Origin of the sequence: Sulfidibacter corallicola (genome assembly GCF_017498545.1) — a bacterium.
Classification (GTDB): Bacteria; Acidobacteriota; Holophagae; order Acanthopleuribacterales; family Acanthopleuribacteraceae; genus Sulfidibacter; species Sulfidibacter corallicola.
Window position 1 is genome coordinate 1,502,421 of sequence record NZ_CP071793.1, and the last position, 22,034, is coordinate 1,524,454.

General features: G+C 60.5%; 14 protein-coding genes. 10 read left to right on the forward strand and 4 right to left on the reverse strand.

From position 1 onward, the window contains the following. The first annotated feature begins 136 nt into the window (after positions 1–136). Both J3U87_RS04380 and J3U87_RS04385 read left to right on the forward strand, forming a co-directional pair. The gene (locus tag J3U87_RS04380; protein ID WP_237381815.1) at positions 137–4,276 is read left to right on the forward strand and encodes a hybrid sensor histidine kinase/response regulator transcription factor; all 4,140 of its coding nucleotides are present in this window, start codon (positions 137–139) and stop codon (positions 4,274–4,276) included. Positions 4,277–4,769: 493 nt separating this feature from the next. Continuing rightward, a complete protein-coding gene (locus J3U87_RS04385) occupies positions 4,770–5,555 on the forward strand; it encodes a M12 family metallo-peptidase (protein ID WP_237381816.1) in 786 nt (261 codons plus the stop codon). A 192-nt stretch (positions 5,556–5,747) separates the two neighbouring features. On the opposite strand, the gene J3U87_RS04390 is transcribed toward J3U87_RS04385, so the two are convergent. The 3 genes from J3U87_RS04390 to J3U87_RS04400 form a co-directional block, all read right to left on the reverse strand. Further along, positions 5,748–6,536, reverse strand: coding sequence for a hypothetical protein (locus tag J3U87_RS04390; protein WP_237381817.1), 789 nt, complete (start codon positions 6,534–6,536; stop codon positions 5,748–5,750). A 506-nt stretch (positions 6,537–7,042) separates the two neighbouring features. After that, positions 7,043–8,830, reverse strand: coding sequence for a cytochrome P450 (locus J3U87_RS04395; protein WP_237381818.1), 1,788 nt, complete (start codon positions 8,828–8,830; stop codon positions 7,043–7,045). Between the two features lie 425 nt (positions 8,831–9,255). Next, positions 9,256–9,840, reverse strand: coding sequence for a tetratricopeptide repeat protein (locus J3U87_RS04400; RefSeq protein ID WP_237381819.1), 585 nt, complete (start codon positions 9,838–9,840; stop codon positions 9,256–9,258). 96 nt (positions 9,841–9,936) lie between these two features. On the opposite strand from J3U87_RS04400, the gene J3U87_RS04405 reads away from it, so the two are divergent. After that, complete coding sequence (locus J3U87_RS04405; RefSeq protein WP_237381820.1) at positions 9,937–10,314, forward strand: MerR family transcriptional regulator; 378 nt, start codon at positions 9,937–9,939, stop codon at positions 10,312–10,314. Between the two features lie 59 nt (positions 10,315–10,373). Then, the gene (locus J3U87_RS04410) at positions 10,374–11,354 is read left to right on the forward strand and encodes a nuclear transport factor 2 family protein (RefSeq protein ID WP_237381821.1); all 981 of its coding nucleotides are present in this window, start codon (positions 10,374–10,376) and stop codon (positions 11,352–11,354) included. 169 nt (positions 11,355–11,523) lie between these two features. Here J3U87_RS04410 and J3U87_RS04415 read toward each other — a convergent pair whose 3' ends face one another. Beyond that, entirely contained in the window at positions 11,524–12,618 is a 1,095-nt protein-coding gene (locus J3U87_RS04415) for an AAA family ATPase (RefSeq protein WP_237381822.1), read from the reverse strand. A gap of 1,573 nt (positions 12,619–14,191) precedes the next feature. Between J3U87_RS04415 and J3U87_RS04420 the strand changes: the two genes are divergently transcribed. The 6 genes from J3U87_RS04420 to J3U87_RS04445 all read left to right on the forward strand — a co-directional run bounded on the left by J3U87_RS04420 (position 14,192) and on the right by J3U87_RS04445 (position 21,594). Further along, positions 14,192–14,941, forward strand: a complete 750-nt coding sequence (locus tag J3U87_RS04420; RefSeq protein WP_237381823.1) for an RNA polymerase sigma factor — start codon at positions 14,192–14,194, stop codon at positions 14,939–14,941. Then, positions 14,938–15,972, forward strand: coding sequence for a serine/threonine-protein kinase (locus J3U87_RS04425; protein ID WP_237381824.1), 1,035 nt, complete (start codon positions 14,938–14,940; stop codon positions 15,970–15,972). The genes J3U87_RS04420 and J3U87_RS04425 overlap by 4 nt, the downstream gene beginning before the upstream one ends. Positions 15,973–16,141: 169 nt before the next feature. After that, complete coding sequence (locus J3U87_RS04430; protein WP_237381825.1) at positions 16,142–16,507, forward strand: hypothetical protein; 366 nt, start codon at positions 16,142–16,144, stop codon at positions 16,505–16,507. A 16-nt stretch (positions 16,508–16,523) separates the two neighbouring features. Then, positions 16,524–17,099 (forward strand): lipocalin/fatty acid-binding family protein, encoded by a 576-nt coding sequence (locus J3U87_RS04435; protein ID WP_237381826.1) that lies wholly within the window; start codon positions 16,524–16,526, stop codon positions 17,097–17,099. Positions 17,100–17,466: 367 nt separating this feature from the next. Then, complete coding sequence (locus J3U87_RS04440; protein ID WP_237381827.1) at positions 17,467–21,045, forward strand: tetratricopeptide repeat protein; 3,579 nt, start codon at positions 17,467–17,469, stop codon at positions 21,043–21,045. Positions 21,046–21,057: 12 nt separating this feature from the next. Then, a complete protein-coding gene (locus J3U87_RS04445) occupies positions 21,058–21,594 on the forward strand; it encodes a putative molybdenum carrier protein (RefSeq protein ID WP_237381828.1) in 537 nt (178 codons plus the stop codon). Positions 21,595–22,034 lie beyond the last annotated feature (440 nt).

Here is a 22,034-nt window from a genome sequence, read left to right on the forward strand (position 1 = left end):
AACCCGCGGATTCACGCTCGATTCACTTTTTTTGCGCTTCGAACGCGCCTCGTCGATAGGAATCGAATTCATGGGCGGCTCCGACGCTTCCTTCGTCTGGTTGGGGCTACGTGAATGAAAGGAGCCCAATGGGCCGATGCTGTTGTTTTTATGTGTTTTGTTCTTTCCCTTCTCCGGGGAGCGTCCGGTTCGACAATTTTCCGTCAACGACGGCTTGCCAAGCGGGATCGTCTACGCCTTGACCCAAGACCAGGTGGGCCACATCTGGGTAGGGACCAAAAACGGCTTGGTGAGGTACGACGGGTACAGGTTTACCACCGTCAAGTCGACCAATCACATGGAAGTCGGGGGTAAGGCGGATAACGTGAGCGATTTGGAAACCGCTCGCAATGGAGATCTGTGGGTGGCCACCTGGGGAGGCGGTGTGCTTCACCGCCAGGCCAAGCGTGGGACCCTCCGCCAATACCGTCGCGATCCCTCGAACGCCGCAAGCATCGGCGACAACGAAGTGCAGGTCGTTTTACAGGATCGGAAGGGTCGCTTCTTTTTTGGCACCCATCGCCACGGGCTCTATTGTTTCGATCCCGCCACCGAGGCCTTTTCCCGCATCCCTCTCGGTGACGGCAACGAACGAATCTGGTCGATTTGTGAAGGGCGAGACGGATTGATTTGGGTCGGTACATCCGTCGGTCTGTTCGGTTTGGGTGGGCCCGACCCGAAACCGCCCACCGTCGTGAAGGCCTTCTCGAGTCAAGGTCCCGAGTCGTCGCGGTTGAATCACGATGAAGTGCGCGAGGTCTACGCGGACCGTGAAGGGACGCTTTGGATCGGCTCTCGGCATGGTCTCAACCTGCTCGAACCCGAGCGGGGACGGATTCGTCGGTTCGACCCGAACGAGCACCCCGTCGAGATGGTGCAACATCCGGTAAATGCCGTTTTTCGAGATAGTTCGGGTAACGTTTGGGTGGGTGCCACCAGCGGCCTGTTCCGCTATGACGCGAGCAGGGACCTGTTCGAAGTCCCACGCCAGATTCGCGATACGGGGCTCAAGACCGCCGATATCCGCGCGATTTACGAAGATCGAGGCCAGGTTCTCTGGGTGGGGACCAACGGCGGCGGTTTGTTCAAGGTCGACCTGAAGCCCCAAAAATTTGCGATCGTCGAAGGGGAGCAGGGCCTGCGGCCGGAGATCGTCGTCGCCGTGATCGAGGATCCGCAGGGGACGTTGTGGTTCTCCTCGGGTCGCGACGGCCTCTACGCGGTCGATGCCGACACCGGCGCCATGACCCTGCGTTTGCCCATCCTGTCCGAATCGGGACCCGCCAGTGGCGCGCCCGTGGTTTCCATCGCCGTGGATGGGCCCGGCCATTTGTTGCTGGGAACCTACGGCGGCGGTCTGCTCCGCTACGATTGCGAGAAGGGCACCGTCCAGCGTTTTCCCGATCGGAGCACCCACCCCAACGGGTTGGCGAGCGATTTCATCCCCGACATTCTGGTGACGTCCGAAGGCGAAGTCTGGGTGTCCCTACTGAATTCGGGCGTGGCCCGTTTGCTGCCCGATGATCGCGGATTCGAACACCTCGGCTACGATCCCGACGATGCCACGACCCTCGACGGCGACCAGATCGAGTATCTGTACGAAGACACCAAGGGCCGCATTTGGGCCAGTTCGAGTTACGGGGGATTGAAACTGTTGGAACGCGGTAGCGGGACCTTCGTCCGGTTTCGCCACGATCCGAACAACCCGAGGAGCATCGGCTCCAATCAGATCACCGCCATCTTGGAGGATGACCGGGGCCGGTTGTGGGTCGGTACCCAGGTGGGCCTCGCCCGATTCGATGGCGATGGTTTCGCGGCCATTGCCGAAGCGACCAAAAACTTCTCGATCATGGCCATTCTGGCCGATGCGCGTGGCCATCTCTGGTTGAGCGGCAAAAAAGGGTTGATGCGGTATGAACCCGAAACCGGCAACGGTCGCTTGTTCACGGTCGACGATGGCCTGCAGAGCCTCAATTTCCACCACAATGCGGCGTTCAAGAGCCCTTCGGGTCAAATGTTCTTTGCGGGGGGCAACGGGGTGAACGCCTTCTTCCCGGATCGGGTCCGCGACAACCCCCATCTTCCGACGGTTCACATCACCTCCGTCGATTTCCCCAGCCGCAATGCCGCCCACATCGGCAGCGACGCGGAAATCCTGTTGAAGGCGTCCGACCGCATCCTGACGGTGGAGTTCGCGGCCCTGGACTTCACCGCGCCCCACCTGAACCGGTATGCCTATCGGTTGGAGGGGCTCGCCGATGAATGGACCGATCTGGGGAACAAGCACAACTTGAACCTGTTCACGTTGCCCCACGGCACCCACACCCTCGAGATCAAGGGTTCCAACAACGACGGCCATTGGAATCCGGAACCCGCCGTCCTGAAGATCCGAAAGCTGCCGCCGATCTGGCGAACCTGGTGGGCCTATGGCCTTTATATCGGTCTGGTCCTGTTTGGCCTGCTGGTCACCATCCGGATTCGGACCCTCGTGATCCAGCGCCGGGCCGATCGGCTGGAAGCCATGGTATTGGCGCGTACCCGAGAACTGGAGCAGCGCAATCGACAAATTCTCGAGCAAAAGGAAACCATCGAGCTCCTTCTGAAGCGCAAAAAAGAGCTTTTCGCCAACGTCTCTCACGAATTTCGCACGCCGATCACCCTGATCCTGGAACCGATTCGAAAGATGCGGGCCATGCCCGAAACCTGGACCCTCCATCCCGTTCTCGAAATGGTCGAACGCAACGGGACCCGATTGCTGAGAATGGTGGATCAACTCCTGGATCTGGCTCGGTTGAGCATGTGGTCACCCGCCGGTGGCGGCCCCACGGCACTGGCACCGATCGCCACCATGATGCTGGGCTCCTTCGAGCCGCTTTCCTCCCAAAAGGGAATCGTTTTGGAAGCCGAGGTGGTGGAGGACCTATGGGTTCCCGTCGCTCGAGAAGTTTTGGAAAAGATCGGCACCAACTTGCTCTCCAACGCCATCAAGTACACCCCGGAAGGGGGGCACATCGCGATCGGGGTGGTCGCCGACGGCGATTCGGTTCTGTGGACGGTGCGGGACACCGGGATCGGCATTCCCCAGGAATCGCACCAAGCCGTCTTCAACCGCTTCACGCGACTGCACGGCGAGGGTTCCGATCGCGTGCCCGGTGCCGGCATCGGGTTGACCCTGGTCAAGGAATTGGTCGAGGCGAACGACGGTCGCATCGTCTTGGAAAGCGAACCTGGCAAGGGATCCGCCTTTACCGTGATTTTTTCGCGATGCGCCCCGGACGCGGAAGACGCGTCGCGAGCCGAATCGGATGAAGCGATCGCCGGCGTCGCGCACCCGGAATCGGAGGTGGTGGCGCTGGAATGTGCGGTGCTGCACCATTACCAATCACCGGATGACGCCGAGCCGCCAGCCGAGCGATCCGTGCAGACGAGGGGCAAGAGCGTGCTGGTCATCGAAGACAACCCCGACATGCGGACCTATCTGGTGCAACACATCGAAAGTCACGGTGACTATCGCTGCCATGCCGCCACCGACGGCGACCAGGGGGTCGCGATGGCCTTCGAGATGTGCCCCGATGTGGTGATTTGCGATGTCATGATGCCTGGCCAGGATGGGTTTGCGGTGGTGCGTACCCTGAAGAGTGACGCGCGGACCAGTCATATTCCGGTTCTGCTGCTGACCGCGCGCGGAGATCGCGACAGCCGCCTCCAAGGTTGGCGGGAATGGGCCGACGAGTACATGGTCAAACCCTTCGACAGCGCGGAACTGTTGCTCCGGATCGAAAGTCTCCTGGAAGTCCGCAACATTCTCAGGAACCGGCACGGCCGCGAGCTGAACTTGACCGGTTCGGTCGCCGAAGCCGTGGAAACCTCTCTCAATGAAGTGGACCGGATGTTCCTCGAAAAACTCGAGCAAACCTTGGCGACTCATTATGCCAACCCCGATTACCGGCTGAAGGAGCTGAGCCACGACATGGGCATGAGCCCCCGGCCGCTTCAACGCAAGGTGAAGGCGGTGGTCAACCACACCCCGTTGGAGTGCTTGCAGCGATATCGCCTGACCAAAGCCGCCGAAGCGCTGAAGGGGGGACACAAGCCCTCGCAGGTGGCCTTTGACGTGGGATTCTCTTCCCATTCCTACTTCAGCAAGTGCTTCAAGGCCCATTTCGGGGTTTCGCCTTCCGAATACGCCGCCAACCCTGGCGGAACGGCACAGGATACGGCGGCGCCTCTCGCGTGAGCGGCGCTGGTGGGATTGGCCAGCGTCGCGAAGTGGATCTTCCTTCCGAAAACCGAATGATCGGGAGAATCAGGTCCCGATTGAACCGAAGCGGAACCGAAGCGGAACCGAAGTGGAACCGAAGCCGGACAGAAGCGGGGCCGATTCTCGAAGCTGGATTCCGCGATTGCGGTCGGGCTCTCGGTGAAGATGGTGTTTACATATCTTTTACATATCCTGTGGCGATCAGAAGAGTCGTAGGGCTGTGCCCGTTTTCACGGAATTTTCTTTCCCATTTGGATTCAAATACAAACTATTTATTGGTAGTGGTTTGAGTGTGACGAAAATCACCATGCACGAGTTTTTAGAAGTGTTGGAGAAAACACGGTGGCGTTTGAAAAGATGAACGTCAAGAATTTGTAAATGATCAATTGTTCGATTGTTTACATAAGGTCGGCGTTTCCGCCCGACCGGTTCCATCTTGTTTTCAACCATCATAGAGGAGAGACTCACCATGAAATCAATTGCGCTGTCCATGCTTTTGTTCTGTTTCGCGCCGCTGATGTTCGGCCAGGGTTTGACCGAGCAGCAGGACGACCACGCCGATCACGCCGATCACGAGGAGGGCTTCCGCACGGTCGACCCCCACGGTAACGACGTCACCGTCTTCGTGGATCCGCCGTCGCTCACGGCGGTATACGAGCCGCATTACGATCCCAACAGCCCTCACTTCCAGGGGTACGACGAAGTGGATGAATACGAGCGTTTTCCCGAAGGGGACGAGCGGATGATGCGTGCCGTGACGGTGGATGTCTACATCGTGGCCGACGAAGAGTATCGCGCCCGTCATTCCGATTGGCAGAGTCGCTGTTACCAGATCGTGGAAGCGGCCGACAACGCCTACTGGCGGGATTTTTCGATCAACTGGGTCGTGAGAGGCTACTATAGCTGGAACTCCAACGGCAACAACGCTTCCCAGATTCTGGCCGATCTCGCCCGCGACGCCGGCGGGTTGCCGAACGGTCTGGTCATGGGCTTTTCCGCGGATTCCCGATTCAACGCGGGCGGCATCGCCTATGTCTACAACGGCAATCCTGGCACCGGTTTTTCGGTTTGCCTGGATCAGGGTGTTTCGTCGACCACCTACGCACTGCGTCATGAAATCGGACACAACTACGGGTGTTTCCATGATTTCGACCCCGTGGTATGTTTGATGAATTACACCTATGCGTACTCGATCGACTATTTCGACTCTGCCCATGACAATTTGATTCAAGGACGCGACAACTGGTTCCAGTAACGCCGGCCGTTCAACCCGACCCACGCCCTTGCCCGAGGTGAGGGCGTACACCGGTCGTCCACGGATCTTCGCCGAGGAAAGGGGATTCGTGACAGACTGGTCAGCCCCGCGAAGTCGCCGAGAGAAGGAGGCTTCGCGGGTCACTTCGTTTGAGCACTCGCGTGGAAAAATGGCCGATCTCGGAAGAGCGGATCAGAACGGGATTTCTTCTTCATCCCACCTGCGGAGGCCCTCCACCAAAGCCTCGAACCGCGGCACCATCTCCTCTGGAATTTCCTCCCATGGAAGCACTTCTTCGTAGAGGCCCCGCGCGATTTCGTTTTCAATACAGCTCGTGCTGGCATGAGCGAAGCGTTTGTAGAGTTCGCGGCTGGGACCCGTGTAGAAATGGTGGATGTCTTCCGATAATTCGAAGCCGTCGATGTCGCCGTCGTGCCAGGCTTCGAAGCTCTCGCGTAACCGACCCAAGGCGGCATCCAGATTGCGGGTATACAGCAGCCCACCCAAGTGGTGCAATTTGCGCTTTTCAGCTTTGGTGTACAAGATCGGATGGTATCTAGGGTCGGGGGAAGCTTTGGGCTTCGAGGGCTTCGATGCGACCTCGGTTTTCTCGATCGGTATTTTCTCGGGTTCCTGGTCTTCGAGCTGGGGTTGGGCCTCGCTGGTCTCGGCAAGTTCGGCTTTTTTGGCCTGTTTCTGTGCTTTGCGTTCCAGCTCGCGTTTTTTCTTCTTGGCGGCGATTTGTTCGATGGTGAGAACCTCGTCGGGTCGAGTTTTGCCGAATCGTTTCTCGTAGCATTCCGCCAGGTACTGCGGCAGGGGCAGTTTCCAAGTGTGATGCCGGCCGCTGTTCAATTTTCGGAGGCTCTTCGGCGTCATGCCCAACTCGCGGGCCATGGCGATCTGGGCGTGGGAAAGTTTGTGCGCTTTGCGCGCATCGATCCATTCCTGGTACTTGGGAGGTAACTTCTTTTTGGTCATTGCGATTCATCCTCGGTGCTGTTGGTGCCATCGCCGGGCGCACCCAAGTTCTGACTCCGTGCATTTTACCGCGTGATGAATTCAGTGGGCAAAATTGAGCGGTTCACTGCTTGTCCACTAAAAACACGAAAAAACACGAAAAACCTCCCCGGCGAGTTCGGGAATATAATCCTGGTTCTCAGATCTAACCTGCTGATAAACAAAAAAATGTGTACCTGACACCCTTCGAAGAAGCGATCGCATCACTGGGAAGTCAATGCGGTTCACTCCTTGTTCACTAAAAACACGAAAAAACACGAAAAACCTCCCCCGCGAGTTCGGGAATAGATTCCTGGTTTTCAGATCTAACCTGCTGATAAACAAAAAAATGTGTACCTGACACCCTTCGAAGAAGCGATCGCATCACTGGGCAGCCAATGTTGGCAGTTGGGTTTTCGTGGCTTTTCGTGTTTTTAGTGGACAAAAAGGTTCTTGCCCCCTATGCCCAAATTTTTCCGTGGAACCCCTTAACTCACCGTTCGTGGACACAACCGGAGGTGGAGGCTGGAGGGCATCAGCGTGAACGCGAAATGCTCCCGCACCGGCTCGCCCTCCGCGACCCGTTCGATGTCGAACGATCGCAACAGCATCGTCATCAAGGCCCGAATCTCCAGCAGGGCCAGGTTGCGGCCAGGACAGAATCGCGGTCCGTAGCCGAACGGGAACAACAGCTCCCCGTACGATGCCGCGTCGGCCGTCAGCCATCGCTCCGGTTTGAACGCCTCGGGTTCCGGAAAATACCGCTCGGAAAGGCCGATGATGCGGGTCAGCACCCACACCGACGTCCCGGCCGGAATGTCCAGGTCGCCCACCGTCGTGTCCTGCAGGGCCTCGAGGAACAGCATGGGCGCCACGCTTTTCAGGCGCATGGTCTCCTGGGTGACCGCATCCAGGAAGGGGCGCCCTCCCAAATCTTCGAAGCGCGGTCGGGTCCGGCCCTCGGCATAGAGATCGTCCACCTCGTCGCGCAAGGTCGCCAAGTGTGCCGGGTTCTCCAGCAGAAGATACAGCATCCAGGCCAGGGTGTTGGCCGTCGTGTCCTCGCCCGCCAGCAACAGGGTCAGCACATTGCCGACCAGATGGTCGTCGCTCAGCCGTTCCTGCGCCGCGGCCTCCGTCTGGGACAGCAGCATGGCTTCCAACACGTTTTCCGGCGCGGCATCCGGACCGGCGGCTGCAAGCCTCTGGCGACTCTTTTCGACCATGTCCCCGATGATGCCCTTGACCTCCGTCATGGCCTTGGCCACCGCTCGATCGCGAGGCAGAGAAACGTAGCGCCAATAGGGAACCGGCGCGTTGATGCGGTCGTTCAGCGCCGGAAAGATTCGGTTCAAGTGATCCTGGAGCAGGTCGCCCTCTTTTTCGATGGTATTCGAGTCGTACCCGAACGAAAGACCGGTGGTCACGTCCACCGTGAACCGCATCAAATCGGCCCGCATGTCCACGGGCCGTCCGGCGGTCGCGGCGTGGTGCCAACGCTTCTCGAGACGCGCCACGATCGTCGTCAAGCGGTCGTGGAAGCCGCGCAACCGCCGCGTGGAAAAGCCGGGTACGATCATGCGGCGCTGACGAAACCAGTCGGTACCTTCGGCGTTGAAGAGGCCTTCCACGCCGATTTCGCTGATGGCATTGGCCATGCGCGAGAAGCGCCGGAACCGGTGCGGACGCTCTCGCAAAACGGTGCGCACGTCTTCGGGATCGGCGAGCGCCACGATTTGGGTTCCCGGTAGGCGGATCCGGTAACGATCGCCCAATTGACGACACCAATCTTCGAGTATTTGGTGGATGCGGTTGGGTTTGAGCTGCAGGGCGTTCCCCAGGACGGGCACCCCGGGCGGCGTCGGCAAGGCATCGATCGACAGGGTGCGGTCCGCCGACCCTGGCGCCTGGCCCGCCGCGTTCCGCTTCCAAGCCAAGACCTGGTCGCGGTCGATCCACACCGAGTCGCCTTCGATCCAGGCCTCGAACTTGGCCAGGCCCACCGAGGCCGAGCCCGATTTCCGACCGCTGAAACAATCGTAGCGCCAGCCGTGGGCCGCACAGACCAACGCATCGCCTTCCACGTGGCCGTTGCTCATCAGCGCCCACTGGTGGCGACACACGCCGTGCAGCACGGAGAGCCGGCCATCCACCAGCAGCACGACCAGCTCGACCCCTTCGAGTTGGACGCCCAGCGGCTTTCGGTCCTTCAACGCGTGGCGGCAACAGAGCACCACCTTGTCTTTGGTGTCGACGGCGGTGTTCGGCGAATTCATGGGTGCTCCTCGGGATAGGGTGGTGGCGGTCGATCGTCGCAGGAAGTCCGTTCAAGGGGTACGGTTTTCCCATTCACTCCATTTGCGATGTCGATGCGCGACCGCAAGGATGTAAATGTGACTTTCCAGGGGTTGCATAAACCTCATGAATGGAATGCCGTCGATACGGGGTTTTCGAAATCCGGATTCACTTTTCGGCCCAATTCGGTGGCGTGGATTTTTAATCATAACCCATTGGAGAAGCGAGACCCAATCCATCCCGGGGTCCGGGTTGGGGCGAAGTAGGGCGTGCCATGGCGGGAGAGCAGGCGGACTTCCCGGACCCAGGTTTCGTGTGAATTCACGGGATTCGCGGACCGTTGCTTCGCGCCGATTTCGATGCTTCCGATGGTCCGAGTTCTCGGGGCCAGGTTCGATGGGGCCGCTCACGGGGTGCGGTCGTCCAGCGAAGCACGAAGCGCCTTCACCTCGGCTTCGGCCCGTTCCAGTTGCCAGGCCGTGATGGTCGGATGCTCGGCGATGTGGCGCGCCGCCGCTTCGGTCTTCTCGCGGGCTGCCTCCACGTTTCCCGAGCGAAGGAGGGCGTGGGCCTGCTCGACCAGCAGGTTGATGCTCAGGCGGTGACCGGGCTCCAGGTAGTCGCCGTACACGGGCGCCGCGAATGCGATCAGATCCGCGATGGGCGGGAAATCGCCCATCAGGCGCTTGGACGTGGCCCAGCGCAACTTCACGGCGGCGTTGAGCAGGCTGGGCTCGTCGGAGGAGAATTTTGCGAACAACGCATCGGCTTGGCCGGCCCTTTGGGTTCGGTTGTACACCTCGCCGAGGTTGATGACCGCGGTTAAAATTTCGTTGTGGGTCGGTTCGAAAATGGCTTCCAAACGAGACAGACCTCGTTTGATGTGTGTTTCCGCTTTTGGATATTGCTGGGAGTCCAAATAGAGAACACCCAGCATGTTCTCTTGAATGGGGAGAAAGTAATGATCTTCGCCCAGCATTTTTCGGTACATGGCGGCAACCCCGGGATCTGGCATAATGGCGAGAAGGTTTGACAGCTCCAGAGATGTGCACTAAACTACAGTTGACGTGAGGTTTTGATTTTGGGTATGAAAATCGGGGAATTGGCCCGTCGGGCCGAGCTCAGCCATCGCACGATCCATTTCTACGAGCAGAAGGGGTTGATCGCACCCAGCCACCGGGAGGGGCGCGGCTATCGCTACTACGACGAGCTGACCCTGAAACGGCTCAAGAAGATCGCCGCGCTCAAATCGCTGGGTTTGTCGCTCGACGAGATCGGCGAGGTGATCAACCTCTATTTCGAGGACGAGACCGGCATTCGCGGCAAACGGGAAGTGCTCAAGATCCTGCAGAAACATCTGTTGGAAGCCGATCGCCAATTGGCGGAGGTCACCCAGTTCCGCGACGACCTGATCCGCAATATCGCGCGATTGGAGGGCCTGATCGAATCGGCCGAGGCTCGCTGAGCCTCTTTTTTTTGAACTGAAATCTACACTTGACGTTAAATTTTGATTTGGAGGCCATCATGGCTCGTTTCCAAGCAGAAGGCACGCGGGATTCCGCGCACGCTTCGACCGTCCTTCGACCCTTTCTCGACGAGGCCTTTACCTCGAGCCACCGCCATCATGTGACACTGGACGGGAAATCCGTCGCTTGGCTGCGCCACTCGCGCGTCGACGGCGCCGATCGTGGCTTGGGTGGTGAGCACCTGAGTTTTGTGCTCGATCCCCTCGAAAACCGCTTGCTGGGTTTGACCCGGCTCGTTCGCGAACACGTCGACCTGGCGTTGCCCTCCAAGGACGAGGCCGCTGCCGTCGCCCGGGACTTCCTGCAAAGGTACGCCCCCGATCTGGTGCCCCAGGGTGAGGTGCTGTGGATCGATCGTCACGACGAAACGATTCGCGTCGACGGCGCAGCCCGAACGGTTCCCGGGATGAAGGTCAAGCACCGCAACCATGCCGACGGGCTCTATTTCTGGGTCATCGTGGGCGGGAACGGCGAGGTGATCACCTTCGAGCGAGACATTTTCTGGATCGATTTTCCCGGCCGGCGGCGCACCGAAAAGTGGCTTCACGACGGCTGGCTCGAGGAATCGGGTCACGTGGTGGGTCAGCGCTCGACCGGGTCGCTGGTGCTGGCCGACGAGCTCGCGGTACGGGCGGCGATCCACGATTATTTCCTTGGAACCTATGTCAGCGATCGCGACCTCATGAGCCGCGCCTTCATGCCGGAAAGCCACGTGACGGGATTTCTGGGAGACGAGGGCCACGACGAAACCGCGACGGCCTTCATCGAGCGCGTCATGACGGGCCCGTCCTTGCAGGAGCGGGGCGAGTCGTTTCAAAAAGAAATGCTCCGCCTCGATCTGGTGGGCCGGGTCGCTTTGGTGGAAGCGCGGGTGTTGGCGCGAGGAATGGTGTTCCGAGACTTGCTCACCCTACACAAGTCGGGCGACCGGTGGGCCATCCGCCACAAGAGCTATTACACCGACGGCGTGACCGGCTAGATCTTCACCGGCCGCAAGAAGGGGAGGCCGGGTCGCGTTCCACGCGTGATCCGGCTCTCGACCAGCCGTCAACGTGCACGGAATCGCAAGGCTCGCCTCTCGAAAAGGTGGGGGCCCTTTGGCGGTTCACAAGATGCCGGGGCGGGTCCCGCGGCCTGGCTCGAGGGCCTCACCGGTCCAGCAGTGATTGGCCCTCGACCAGGGTTTCCCCGTCTTCGAGCCTCAGGCGAACCGGTTCCACATCGGCGAACCGCGCGATACCCGCCGCCAGCGGCTCGGCGTGGGTCGTCACCCAGATTTGGGTCTCGCGGTTGGCGTGGGCGATCAACTTCGCCAGCGGTTCCAACAGGTCCGGATGCAGGCTGGTCTCCGGTTCGTTGAGCGCGATCAGGCGCGGCGGGCGCGGACTGAGCAGGGCCGCGATCAGGCATAGGTAGCAGAGGGTGCCGTCCGAGAGTTCGTTGGCCTGCAGGGGACGCATCAAACCCGGCATGCTCAGGCCGATGGTGAGGTGGGCCGCATCGCCGATGATTTCCAGGCGCGCACCCGGGAAGGCGGTGTCGATCGCCTCGGCCAACAGGTCGCCGCGTCCCAATTCGCGCAGGGTCACCAGGGCCGCGGCCAGATCGTGACCGTCCGCGGAGAGGACCGGCGTCTGGGTGGCGACCTTGGCCTGGCGGATCGGCGATTGCTCGTCCGTGCGGAACCGGTGGTAGAAGCGCCAACTCAGCATGGCCTCCCGCAGCGCGTGGAGTTCGGGAAACAAGTGGGGATCGCGGACTTCGGCCAGGGCCGCTTCGTTGTGGTGGATGTCGCCGGGATAGGTCACCATGGTTCCTTCGCCGTTGCGCAGCACCAGGTGCGAACCCTTGCGGTCCAGAAACACCGCGGGGCGGCCGCGCAACTTCAATCGAACCTGTTCCTCCTTTGCGCCGGGGTCCAGTTGGAAGAAGGAGATGGCGTTGGAGGGCGCCACCGGGCCGCAGGCGAAGTCGTAGTGCCAGTCGTCCAGGGTCACGCCGAGACGCATCCGGATCACGCCCTTTTTGTGTGGCCCGGCCCACAGCACCGAGGGCATGCCGCCCTCTTCGGTGATGGCGCGCGAAAAGCCGCCGTCGGCGATGCGGGCCAGCAGCACCAGGCCGCGGTACAGGTTGCTCTTTCCCGATCCGTTGGGGCCGGTGATCACGTTGATCCGCTTCATCGGCAGCCGTACCTGGCGCAACGAGCGGTATCCGGAGATTCTCAATTCATTCAATCGCATGGATTCGTTCTCCCGAGAAGGGGATGGGCTCTGGATCGCGGGAGCTGGGCCGCGTGGGTGCCCTGTGTGGCAGGTCGTGGTCGGTGGGAAAGGTCGAAAATCCAAAGCTCGGATCATTGTACAAAACCCGTGAAGCCGGCAGTGACCTCTCGGCGGAATTTTCCGTTCCTTTACCTGCGAAACGATACCACCCTGTTGCCACGGTGACCTTCGTGCACTCTCTTTGAAACGACTCCCTTTGGAGTCTCCGAATGCCGAGAGAGCCGTCGTGCCCGGTAGGTTCATCCGCCGGATGAACATTTCGAAGTGATCCATGTGAGGAGTTCCCGCATGCTTTGAGGGCCGGCACGGCAGTAAGTTGGCCGGCCCGGCCGACACTTCGAAGTGATCAAGGCTGCGAAAAAACGAAAGGCCAAAGAGCGAAGCACCGATGAAAGCAGGGCATCGGGAAGCACCAATCAAAGCAGGGCATCGGAATGTGCGACCAGCGGTCGCACCTACCTGGCACGACGACCCTCTCAGGCTGCCGGGACGACCACGATGACTCGCTTCGCGTAGTTTCTTTCTCGAAATCGAGCTGGGAACGCCCGCTGGACCGGGGCTCTCTGGAAACGAATCCGTTTGGAGTTTCCGAATGCCGAGAGAGTCGTCGTGCCCGGTAGGTTCATCCGCTGGATGAACATTTCGAAGTGATCCATGCTTGGAGTTCCCGCATGCTTTGAGGGTCGGCACGGCAGTAAGTTGGCCGGCCCGGCCGACACTTCGAAGTGATCAAGACTGCGAAAATACGAAAGGCCAAAGAGCGAAGCACCAATCAAAGCAGGGCATCGGGAAGCACCAATGAAAGCAGGGCTTCGGAATGTGCGACCAGCGGTCGCACCTACCTGGCACGACGACCCTCTCAGGCATCCGGGATCACCACGATGGCTCGCATCGCGTAGTTTCTTTCTCGAAATCGAGCCGAGGGCTCGCCCGCTGGACCGGGGCTCTCTGGAAACGAATCCGTTTGGAGTTTCCGAATGCCGAGAGAGTCGTGGTGCCCGGTAGGTTCATCCGCTGGATGAACATTTCGAAGTGATCCATGCGAGGAGTTCCCGCATGCTTTGAGGGTCGGTATTGCAGTAAGTTGGCCGGCCCGGCCGACACTTCGAAGCGATCAAGACTGCGATAATACGAAACGCCAAAGAGCGAAGCACCAATGAAAGCAGGGCATCGGGAAGCACCAATGAAAGCAGGGCATCGGGAAGCACCAATGAAAGCAGGGCTTCGGAATGTGCGACCAGCGGTCGCACCTACCTGGCCATACCGGCCGTGCCATACCGGCCGTGCCCGACGACCCTCTCAGGCATCCGGGACCACCACGATGGCTCGCTTCGCGTAGTTTCTTTCTCGAAATCGAGCTGAGGGCCCACCCCGCTGGTCCGCGGCGCTTAGGTAACCTCGTGATCTGCCCGTCGCTTGGGAGACGCCACCCTCGATTTCCCGGGGTTTCGGCATGTTTGCGGCTTGTGAATGCGCCGCGACTTCCGATAAAAACAACACGACCACCACCAGTACCACGAAAGGAGACGTCATGACCGCTTCCGGCCGGCACCAGGGCGGCGGGCATTTTCCAACCACTCGTTGGTCCGCGTTCGAGCACCTGAACAGTGGAAGCCAGGAAGTGCGCCAACGCTCCTTCGAGGCCATCATCGGCGCCTATTGGAAACCGGTCTACAAGTACGTGCGCTTCAAGTGGCACAAATCGTTCGACGACGCAGGGGACGTGACGCAGGCGTTTTTCACGGCCGCGATCGAAAAAGATTATTTCCAGGGTTTCGATCCCGCCAAGGGCCGTTTCCGCACCTTTTTGAGAGTCTGTGTCGACCGCTTCGTCCAGAAACAGAACAAGAAGATGGGCAGCCTCAAGCGCGGCGCGGGCTATGGGTTCATCTCCTTTGATTTCGAGGCGGCCGAGCGGGAGCTGGGTCAAGTGGACGACTCCGGCGCGCTGGATCAGGAAGCGTTTTTTCACCGCGAGTGGGTGCGCGAGCTGTACCGCGTATCGGTCGAGCACTTGCGGGCGACCCTGTCCGAAGCGGGCAAGGAGACAGATTTCTTGGTATTCGAGGCCTACGACCTGCACGAGGGCGACGAGGCGCGGCCTTCCTATCAACTGCTGGCCGAGCGTTTCGACATGAGCACCACCCAGGTGACCAACAAGCTGTACGCCGTACGTTCCCGCTTTCGCAACGCGGTCCTGGAAAAATTGCGGGAGCTGACCGCCACGGAGGCGGAGTTTCGCGCGGAGGCCCGCTTCGTGCTGGGTGTCGAAGCACCATGAGTCCCTTGAACGACGGCGTCCTGAACCACCTGCTCCGGGTCATCGACGAACCGGACCTGAGCTCTACCAAATACCGCATGCACGAGCGACTCGCGAGCGGGGGCATGGGCACGATCTACCTGGCCTACGACGCAGAGCTGGAGCGACCGGCCGCCGTCAAGGTACTGCACGTCCCCGATCCCTCCGGCGAACTGGAGGCCCGTCTCATTCGGGAAGCCCGCATCATGGCGCGGCTGGAGCATCCGGGCATCGTGCCCATCCATGAGGTGGGCCGGCTGGCGTGCGGTCGGGTGTTCTGTGCCATGAAGTACGTGCGCGGCCAGCCGCTCGACCGCTACGTGCGCGACGTACCCGATCTTCAGACACGGCTGCGCCTGTTTCTGAAAATTTGCGAAACCATGGCCTTCGCCCACGACCAGGGCATCATCCACCGCGATTTGAAACCGGCCAATATCATGGTCGGCCCGTTCGGCGAAGTGTTGGTGATGGACTGGGGTCTGGCCAAATCCCTGGGCACCACGGCGGGCAGCGAATCCGCCGCGGGGTCGCCGATGGCCGGAGACGATCAACTGACACAGGGGGGTGTGGTTGCCGGTACGCCGGCCTTCATGGCCCCGGAACAGGCCGATGGCCGGGCCCAGGCGGTGGATGTGCGCGCCGATGTCTACGGCCTCGGAGGCGTGCTCTACTTCCTGTTGACGGGAAAGGCACCGGGAACCAAGGACCGCGAGCATCCCGACGGGCAATACGCGCCGGTGATTCGCCCGCGTTTCCGTGATTCGGAGATACCCAAGGCGCTCGACGCCGTCTGCATGAAGGCGCTCGCCACCTTGCCCGAGCATCGCTACGCCAATGGCAACGCGTTGGCCGAGGAGATCTCCGACTACCTCGATGGCCGCCCGTTGCAAGCCTACCGTCCTCCGCTTTGGAGTCGGGCCGCGGCCTGGTGCTCGCGCAACAAAGTCCTGCTGGCGCTGCTCGGTGCCTACCTCCTGATGCGATTTCTTTTGATTTTTTTGAGGAAAAGTTAAAGGACCTTCCAACCGTTGGGTAATACCTGAATTGAGCGATTCTTGGCGGCGCCCATCGCGGGTGGGTCGTCTCGCTGTCGGTGCCCGTTCCAGCCTGGCTCCTCGAAAGAATGCGGATGATCACAAGCGCGAACGGGCCCGAGTCAATCGATTCAACAAGGAGAGAGACATGTCCAAATTGACACTTGGTATCGTGCTCGGAGGGATTCTGGGATTGCTGGATGGCCTATCTACGTTTTTTGTGCCGGAGGCGGCCGACATGATGGTGCAAATCATCGTGGGTTCCACCTTGAAGGGGTTGGTGACCGGCGTGATCATCGGCTACTTCGCGGTGAAACGCAAAGCGCTTTGGACGGGCATTTTTCTGGGACTCGGCGTGGGTTTGTTCCTCAGTTACCTGGCCGCGCTCATGCCCGACCCCTCCGGTCAGCACCACTACTTCGAGATCATGCTTCCCGGCGGCATCCTCGGTGCGGTCGTCGGTTTCGCCACCCAGAAATTCGGCCGGCAGTCCGCCGGTACCGCCAACGCTTGAGTCGAAGGGAGCCGTCATGAAAAGAACGCGTTCGATCTCTTCATCGTTGATGTGGGTTCTGCTGTTCGGGGTAACCGCCATGGCGGGCGAAGGCGCACCGGGTTCCGCCGAATCGGGAACCGCGACCGCGAAAGCCGGCCCGTTCGGGCTTCTGGATCGATTGGTCGGTGAATGGCGTGGCCTGGGCGTTTTTCCCGATCGCAAAGGCTACATCCACAAAACCTATGCCTTCGAGTTGGGCCGTAAGTACCTGGTGGAACGGACCATCGACATGTGGCCACCCAAGGAGCCAAGCCCCGATTTCCACATTCACCGAGACATTTCCTTTTTCTATCTCGACGGTGGCCAAATCAAGGTCAAGAGTTTTCATGGCGAGGGTTTCGTCTGGAATGCCGAGGTGACGCTGGGCGAGGCTGGTGAATCGTTCGTGATCGAAACGCGATCGGTGGAAGGTGGCCCGCCCGGGTTTCGTGCACGCGTCAGCTACACCTTCAAAGGGCCGGATTCCCTCGAGGCAGTGTTCGCCTTGGGCATGCCCGGACAGCCGCTGAAAGTATTGGAAAACCTCACCTTGAAGCGCATGAGCCGATAGGTGGTGCCCGTCCGGACTCGGAAAGATCGCCACGGTCAGGTCGGTTCGACTGGATGGGCACGTTTCGGGTTTCGAGCCTCAGGTCATCGCAGGCCGTTCGGGTGCCGGCCGGTGTCCGGTCACGTGCCGGCATCGGTCGCGGCGATTCCGGCATCGAGAACGAAGGAAAAGGCAGGTTGGTGGCGCTTCTTGAGGAAGAGGCGCTCGAAACCGAATGTTACATGTAAGCCCCACTTCTTCTCGACCTAGAGGCACGATGCACGACGCAGACGACAAACCTTCGAACGATCCAGGGGATTCCGGCGATCCATCAACCCGAAAAGCTCGCGAACTCTTCCACCTCTTGCAAGAGCGGAATCCCGAATCGTTGGAACAATGGTTGATCGCCTACACGGACGATGTCGATCCCGGCATGAGTCGGCATCTCAAAGAGCTGCTGGACCGCGAAGCGACCGCGTCCACCACCCCGGTCGACAGTGAGAGCGAGCCCGATTCCCAGCCTGGAAAGGAGCCCGACGATGCGGCGACCATCGCCGATGCGGAGGAGGTCTCGACCACGCGCGGTGTGCTCGAACCCGGCGCCCGCTGCGGCCCCTTCCGCATCGAAGAGAAAATCGCCGAGGGCGGCATGGGCAACGTGTACTTCGCCACCCGCGATGACGACCTGGATTTGAAGGTCGCACTCAAGACCCTCTTTTGCTGGCACCAAGGAGCACTGAACCAATTCAAGAAAGAAAGCAAAATTCTCTCGGGCCTGAAACACCCCAACATCGCGCACCTCATCGATGCGGGGATCCTTGCTTCCGGCCAACCCTGGCTGGCCGTGGAATACGTGGAGGGTCAGACCCTCGATGTCTACCTGGCGAAACGCCAACCGGACTTCAAGGCGCGACTCCAGCTCTTCCTGAAGATCTGCGACGCCCTGAGCCACGCCCATCAGCAGATGGTGATCCACAAGGACTTGAAGCCATGGAACATCATGGTGATGGCCGATGGCGAGCCCAAACTGCTCGATTTCGGCGTGGCGGCCACCCTCAATCCGGAAACCGGTGAGCAGTTCACGATGGCCGTCGGCCAGGACCGCATGATGACCCCCGAGTACGCCTCGCCCGAGCAGATCAAGGGGATGCGGCTGAATGCCGCTTCCGACGTCTTCAGCCTGGGTGTCCTGCTCTACGAAATGTTGACGGGCCGACGCCCCTACATCTTCAGGTCGCGGCAGATCCTGGACCTGGTGCACCTCATCGATCAGGTCTCGATTGCCAAACCCAGCACGGTCCGACCCAAGAAGGGGAGCCTCGGCCCCTTTTCGAAACAGTTGCGCGGAGACCTGGACACGATTTTGTTGAAAGCGTTGGAGCGGGACCCGAAACGACGCTATTCCAGCGTGGAAGCACTTGCCGCGGACATCCGTGGCTTCCTGTTGGGGCTGCCGATCGCGGCGCGCCCCGCCACCCGAACCTATCGCCTGCGCAAGTTCATCGCACGAAATCCATGGCCGGTGAGCCTCGGCTTGGGATTGTCGGTGTTTTTGCTGCTCTTTACGGCCTATGCCCAACACCAGCGTTCCCTGCTCACCATGGAACGGGATCTCGCCACCAGGGAAAAGCGAACGGCGGAACACATCACCGACTTCCTGGTGTCGCTTTTCGAGCAGGCCGATCCCGATCTGGCGCCCAGCGGCGAGGTCAGTGCGTTCGAGGTCGTGGAGAACGGCCGACGCCAGGTGGATGTCGTGCTGGCGGACCAGGCGGAGGTTCAGGCGCGGCTCATGACCACCATGGGACGGGTCTACCGGGCGCTGGGGCACCACGAAGCGTCGCAAGAGCTGCTGGCGCAGGCGGTTTCCCGATTGGAGGGTATCGGCGGCGATCTGGACCCGGCCCGCCTGGAGCTGGTGCGCACGCTTCAGGAACGGGGCGATTACGAATCGGCCGAGGCGCAATTGGATCGGATGGCCGGAGCGTTGGGCGCTCAGAACGATCCGCTGAAGCGGGCTCGCCTGGACCATGCGAAGGGCCGCTTGTGGTTCTTGCGCGGTTCCTACCTGCAAGCGTCCGATGCCTACGACGCCGTCGCCGATCGCCTGGACCTGTACCCACTCGCCGAGCGGCTGGTTTTTCGGCGGGATCGGGCCGAGCTGCTGTCCGCCCTGGCGTTATCCGATCGCGCCATCGAAGAATTGCAGGCCCTGTTGGGCGACCAACGCGAGCATTACGGACCGACCCATTCGGAGGTGGCCCGAACCCTTGCGGCCATGGGAGAAGAAGCGCTCTATAAAGGAGATCTGGACGAAGCGGAACGGTTCTTCGAGCAGTCCGAAGCGATGTACCGGAAACTGTTTGGCGATCGCCATCCGCACATCGTCGGATGTCTCATTCGGCGTGGGCGCGTCATCAAGGGCCGAGGTGACTACGAAAAGGCCGAGCCTCTGTACCGCGAAGCTCGAGCCCTGGCCGAAACTTCGTTGGGGGAGAACCATCCCGAGGTGGCCTCGACCATCAGCGAATTGGGCGTTTTACTCCATGACAAGGGCGATTTCCCAGAGGCTGAAGACCTGCTGCGAAAAGCGTTGGCGATGCGTCTCGATTTGTTGGGCGATCGCCATCCGGCGGTTGCCGGAAGTCTCATCGAATTGGCGATTCTCTTAAACCACAAAACGGATTTTGCCGCGGCCGAACCCATGTATCGCCGCGCTCTGGCCATGAATCTGGATATTTTCGGGGAAAAGCACCCCGACGTGGCCACTGCCCTCAATGATTTGGCCCTGTTCCTGGGAAAGAAAGGCGATTACGAGGAAGCAGAGGCGCTTTTTCGACGCGCCCTGGACATGCGCACCGAGCTCCTGGGCCCACGGCACATCGCGGTAGCCGAATGCCTCAACAACATTGCGGCCCTGAAACGCATGCAGGGCGAATATCAAGAGGCCATCGCGATGTTTCGCAAGGCCTTGGACCTGTATGTCGAACTCTTGGGCGAGAGGCACCCTTCCGCCCTCCATGCGCTCAACAATCTCGCGGTGATGCTGCACCTGGAGGGCGATTACGAGGCAGCGGAGACTTTGTATCGACGCAATTTGGCGATCTCGACCGAACTCCTCGGTGAAGACCATCCCGATGTGGCCCTGCACCGCTACAACCTGTCGTTCCTGCTTCGGGTTCGCGGCGATTACACGGCCGCCGGACCCATCCTGGAACAGGCGTTGGCCGGCTACCAAAAGTCTTTCGGTCCCGATCACATCCAGATCATGAAGTGTATCCACGGTCTCGGTGACCTGGCCCGACTGGGCGGCGATCTGGCGCTGGCCGAATCGCACTACCGAGAGAGTCTCGCCATGGGCGAGCGTTTGCTCAAGGACAAGCACGTCTACCTGACCCACATTCGCACGATGCTGGCGAAATTGCTGGTGTTGCGGGGCAAGCTCGACGAAGCGGGGTCCCTCCTGCGCCGGGCCGAAGCGGATGCGGGCACTTTGCAGGACAACCGCCACCTCGTCCGCGTGCGCTACGAGAAGGCCCATTGGGCCCGACTTCGCGGTGACCTGGAAGAAGCCGAATCGCTCGCGCGCGAGGTACTGCTCGAGCGGCGCAAGTTCCTGAAGGAAAATCACGCGGGCATCGCCGGAGCCCTCGTGACGTTGGCCCACGTGTTGGTCGATTCGGGACGGCCGGAAGAAGCCCTGCCGCTGGTGGAGGAGGCCGAATCGATTTTTGCCGAGGCCTTCATGCCCGATCACGAAAAGCAGTACACCACCGCCTCGCTACGCGGCCAAATCCTTTTCCGGCTCGGGCGTGTCGGCGAGGCGGGACCGGTACTGGAGCAGGCCTACGATGCGCTGGTAACGCGTTTGGGGAAAACCCATTACGACACGCGCGATGCCGAGCTGCGATTGGCGGAGGCGCGCGCTCCCTCCGAAGAACGGGTCCCGTCCCGAGCCAAGAGATAGCGGGTCGCGCTCATGCACCGTTCGGCACAGGGCTTCACCGTCGTTTCGGGCGGTCAGACGGGCGTCGACCAAGCCGGCTTGCGGGCCGCGCGCGACCGGGGATTGGCTACCGGTGGATGGTGCCCCCCGGGAAGTACCTGTGAGTCCGGGAAGATTCCGGGCCAGTTCGGTTTGATGCCGACGCCGCGCGAGTGCGCCGACTCGGCGCCCGATATCCCGCGTTCATTGCGTACCGAATGGAATGTGCGGGATTCGGATGGCACCCTGATCCTGCTGCAAGCGGACCTCGATATGGATCCGGGCACGGGCTGGACCCGGCAATGCGCGGATCGTTACGACAAACCCTTGCTCGTTTGCGATCCCCGATCGCCGAGCACCGCCGATCGGGTCCGTGCCTGGCTGCGTCGGCATCGGATTCGGGTGCTGAACGTGGCCGGTCCCAGTGAAAGCCGTGCGCCGGGCGTCGGTGTCGCGACCTATGCGACCCTGTATGCCGCTTTTTCAACCGCGAGCGATTCGGGCCACGACGACCCATCCGGCAACGGGTAAACGGTGTTTCACTCTTGAAACAAAGTATGTAAAGTTCGAAGGTAACGCTAAAAATCTCTGGTGGAACAAGCTGCGTTTGGAGCGTCCGAATGCGGAGAGATTCGTCGTGCCAGGTAGGGGCATCAGGAGCGGTAAGCCCGCCGGATGAACTAGTCGAAGTAATCCAGGCGAGGAGTTCCCGCGTGCGGTGAGGATTGCCATTGCCGCAGGTTGGGTACGGCCGGTATGGCCGCTGGCCCGACTTTTCGAAGCGATCAAACCTACGTAAATACGAAACGCCAAAGAGCGAAGCATCAATAGAAGCAGGAGCTTCGGAATGTGCGACCAGCGGTCGCACCTACCTGGCCTTATCGGCCCTGCACGACGACCCTCTCAGGCAGCCGAGAACAGCATGATGGCTCGCTTCGCATTGTTTCTTTCTCGAAATCAAGCTAGGCGCA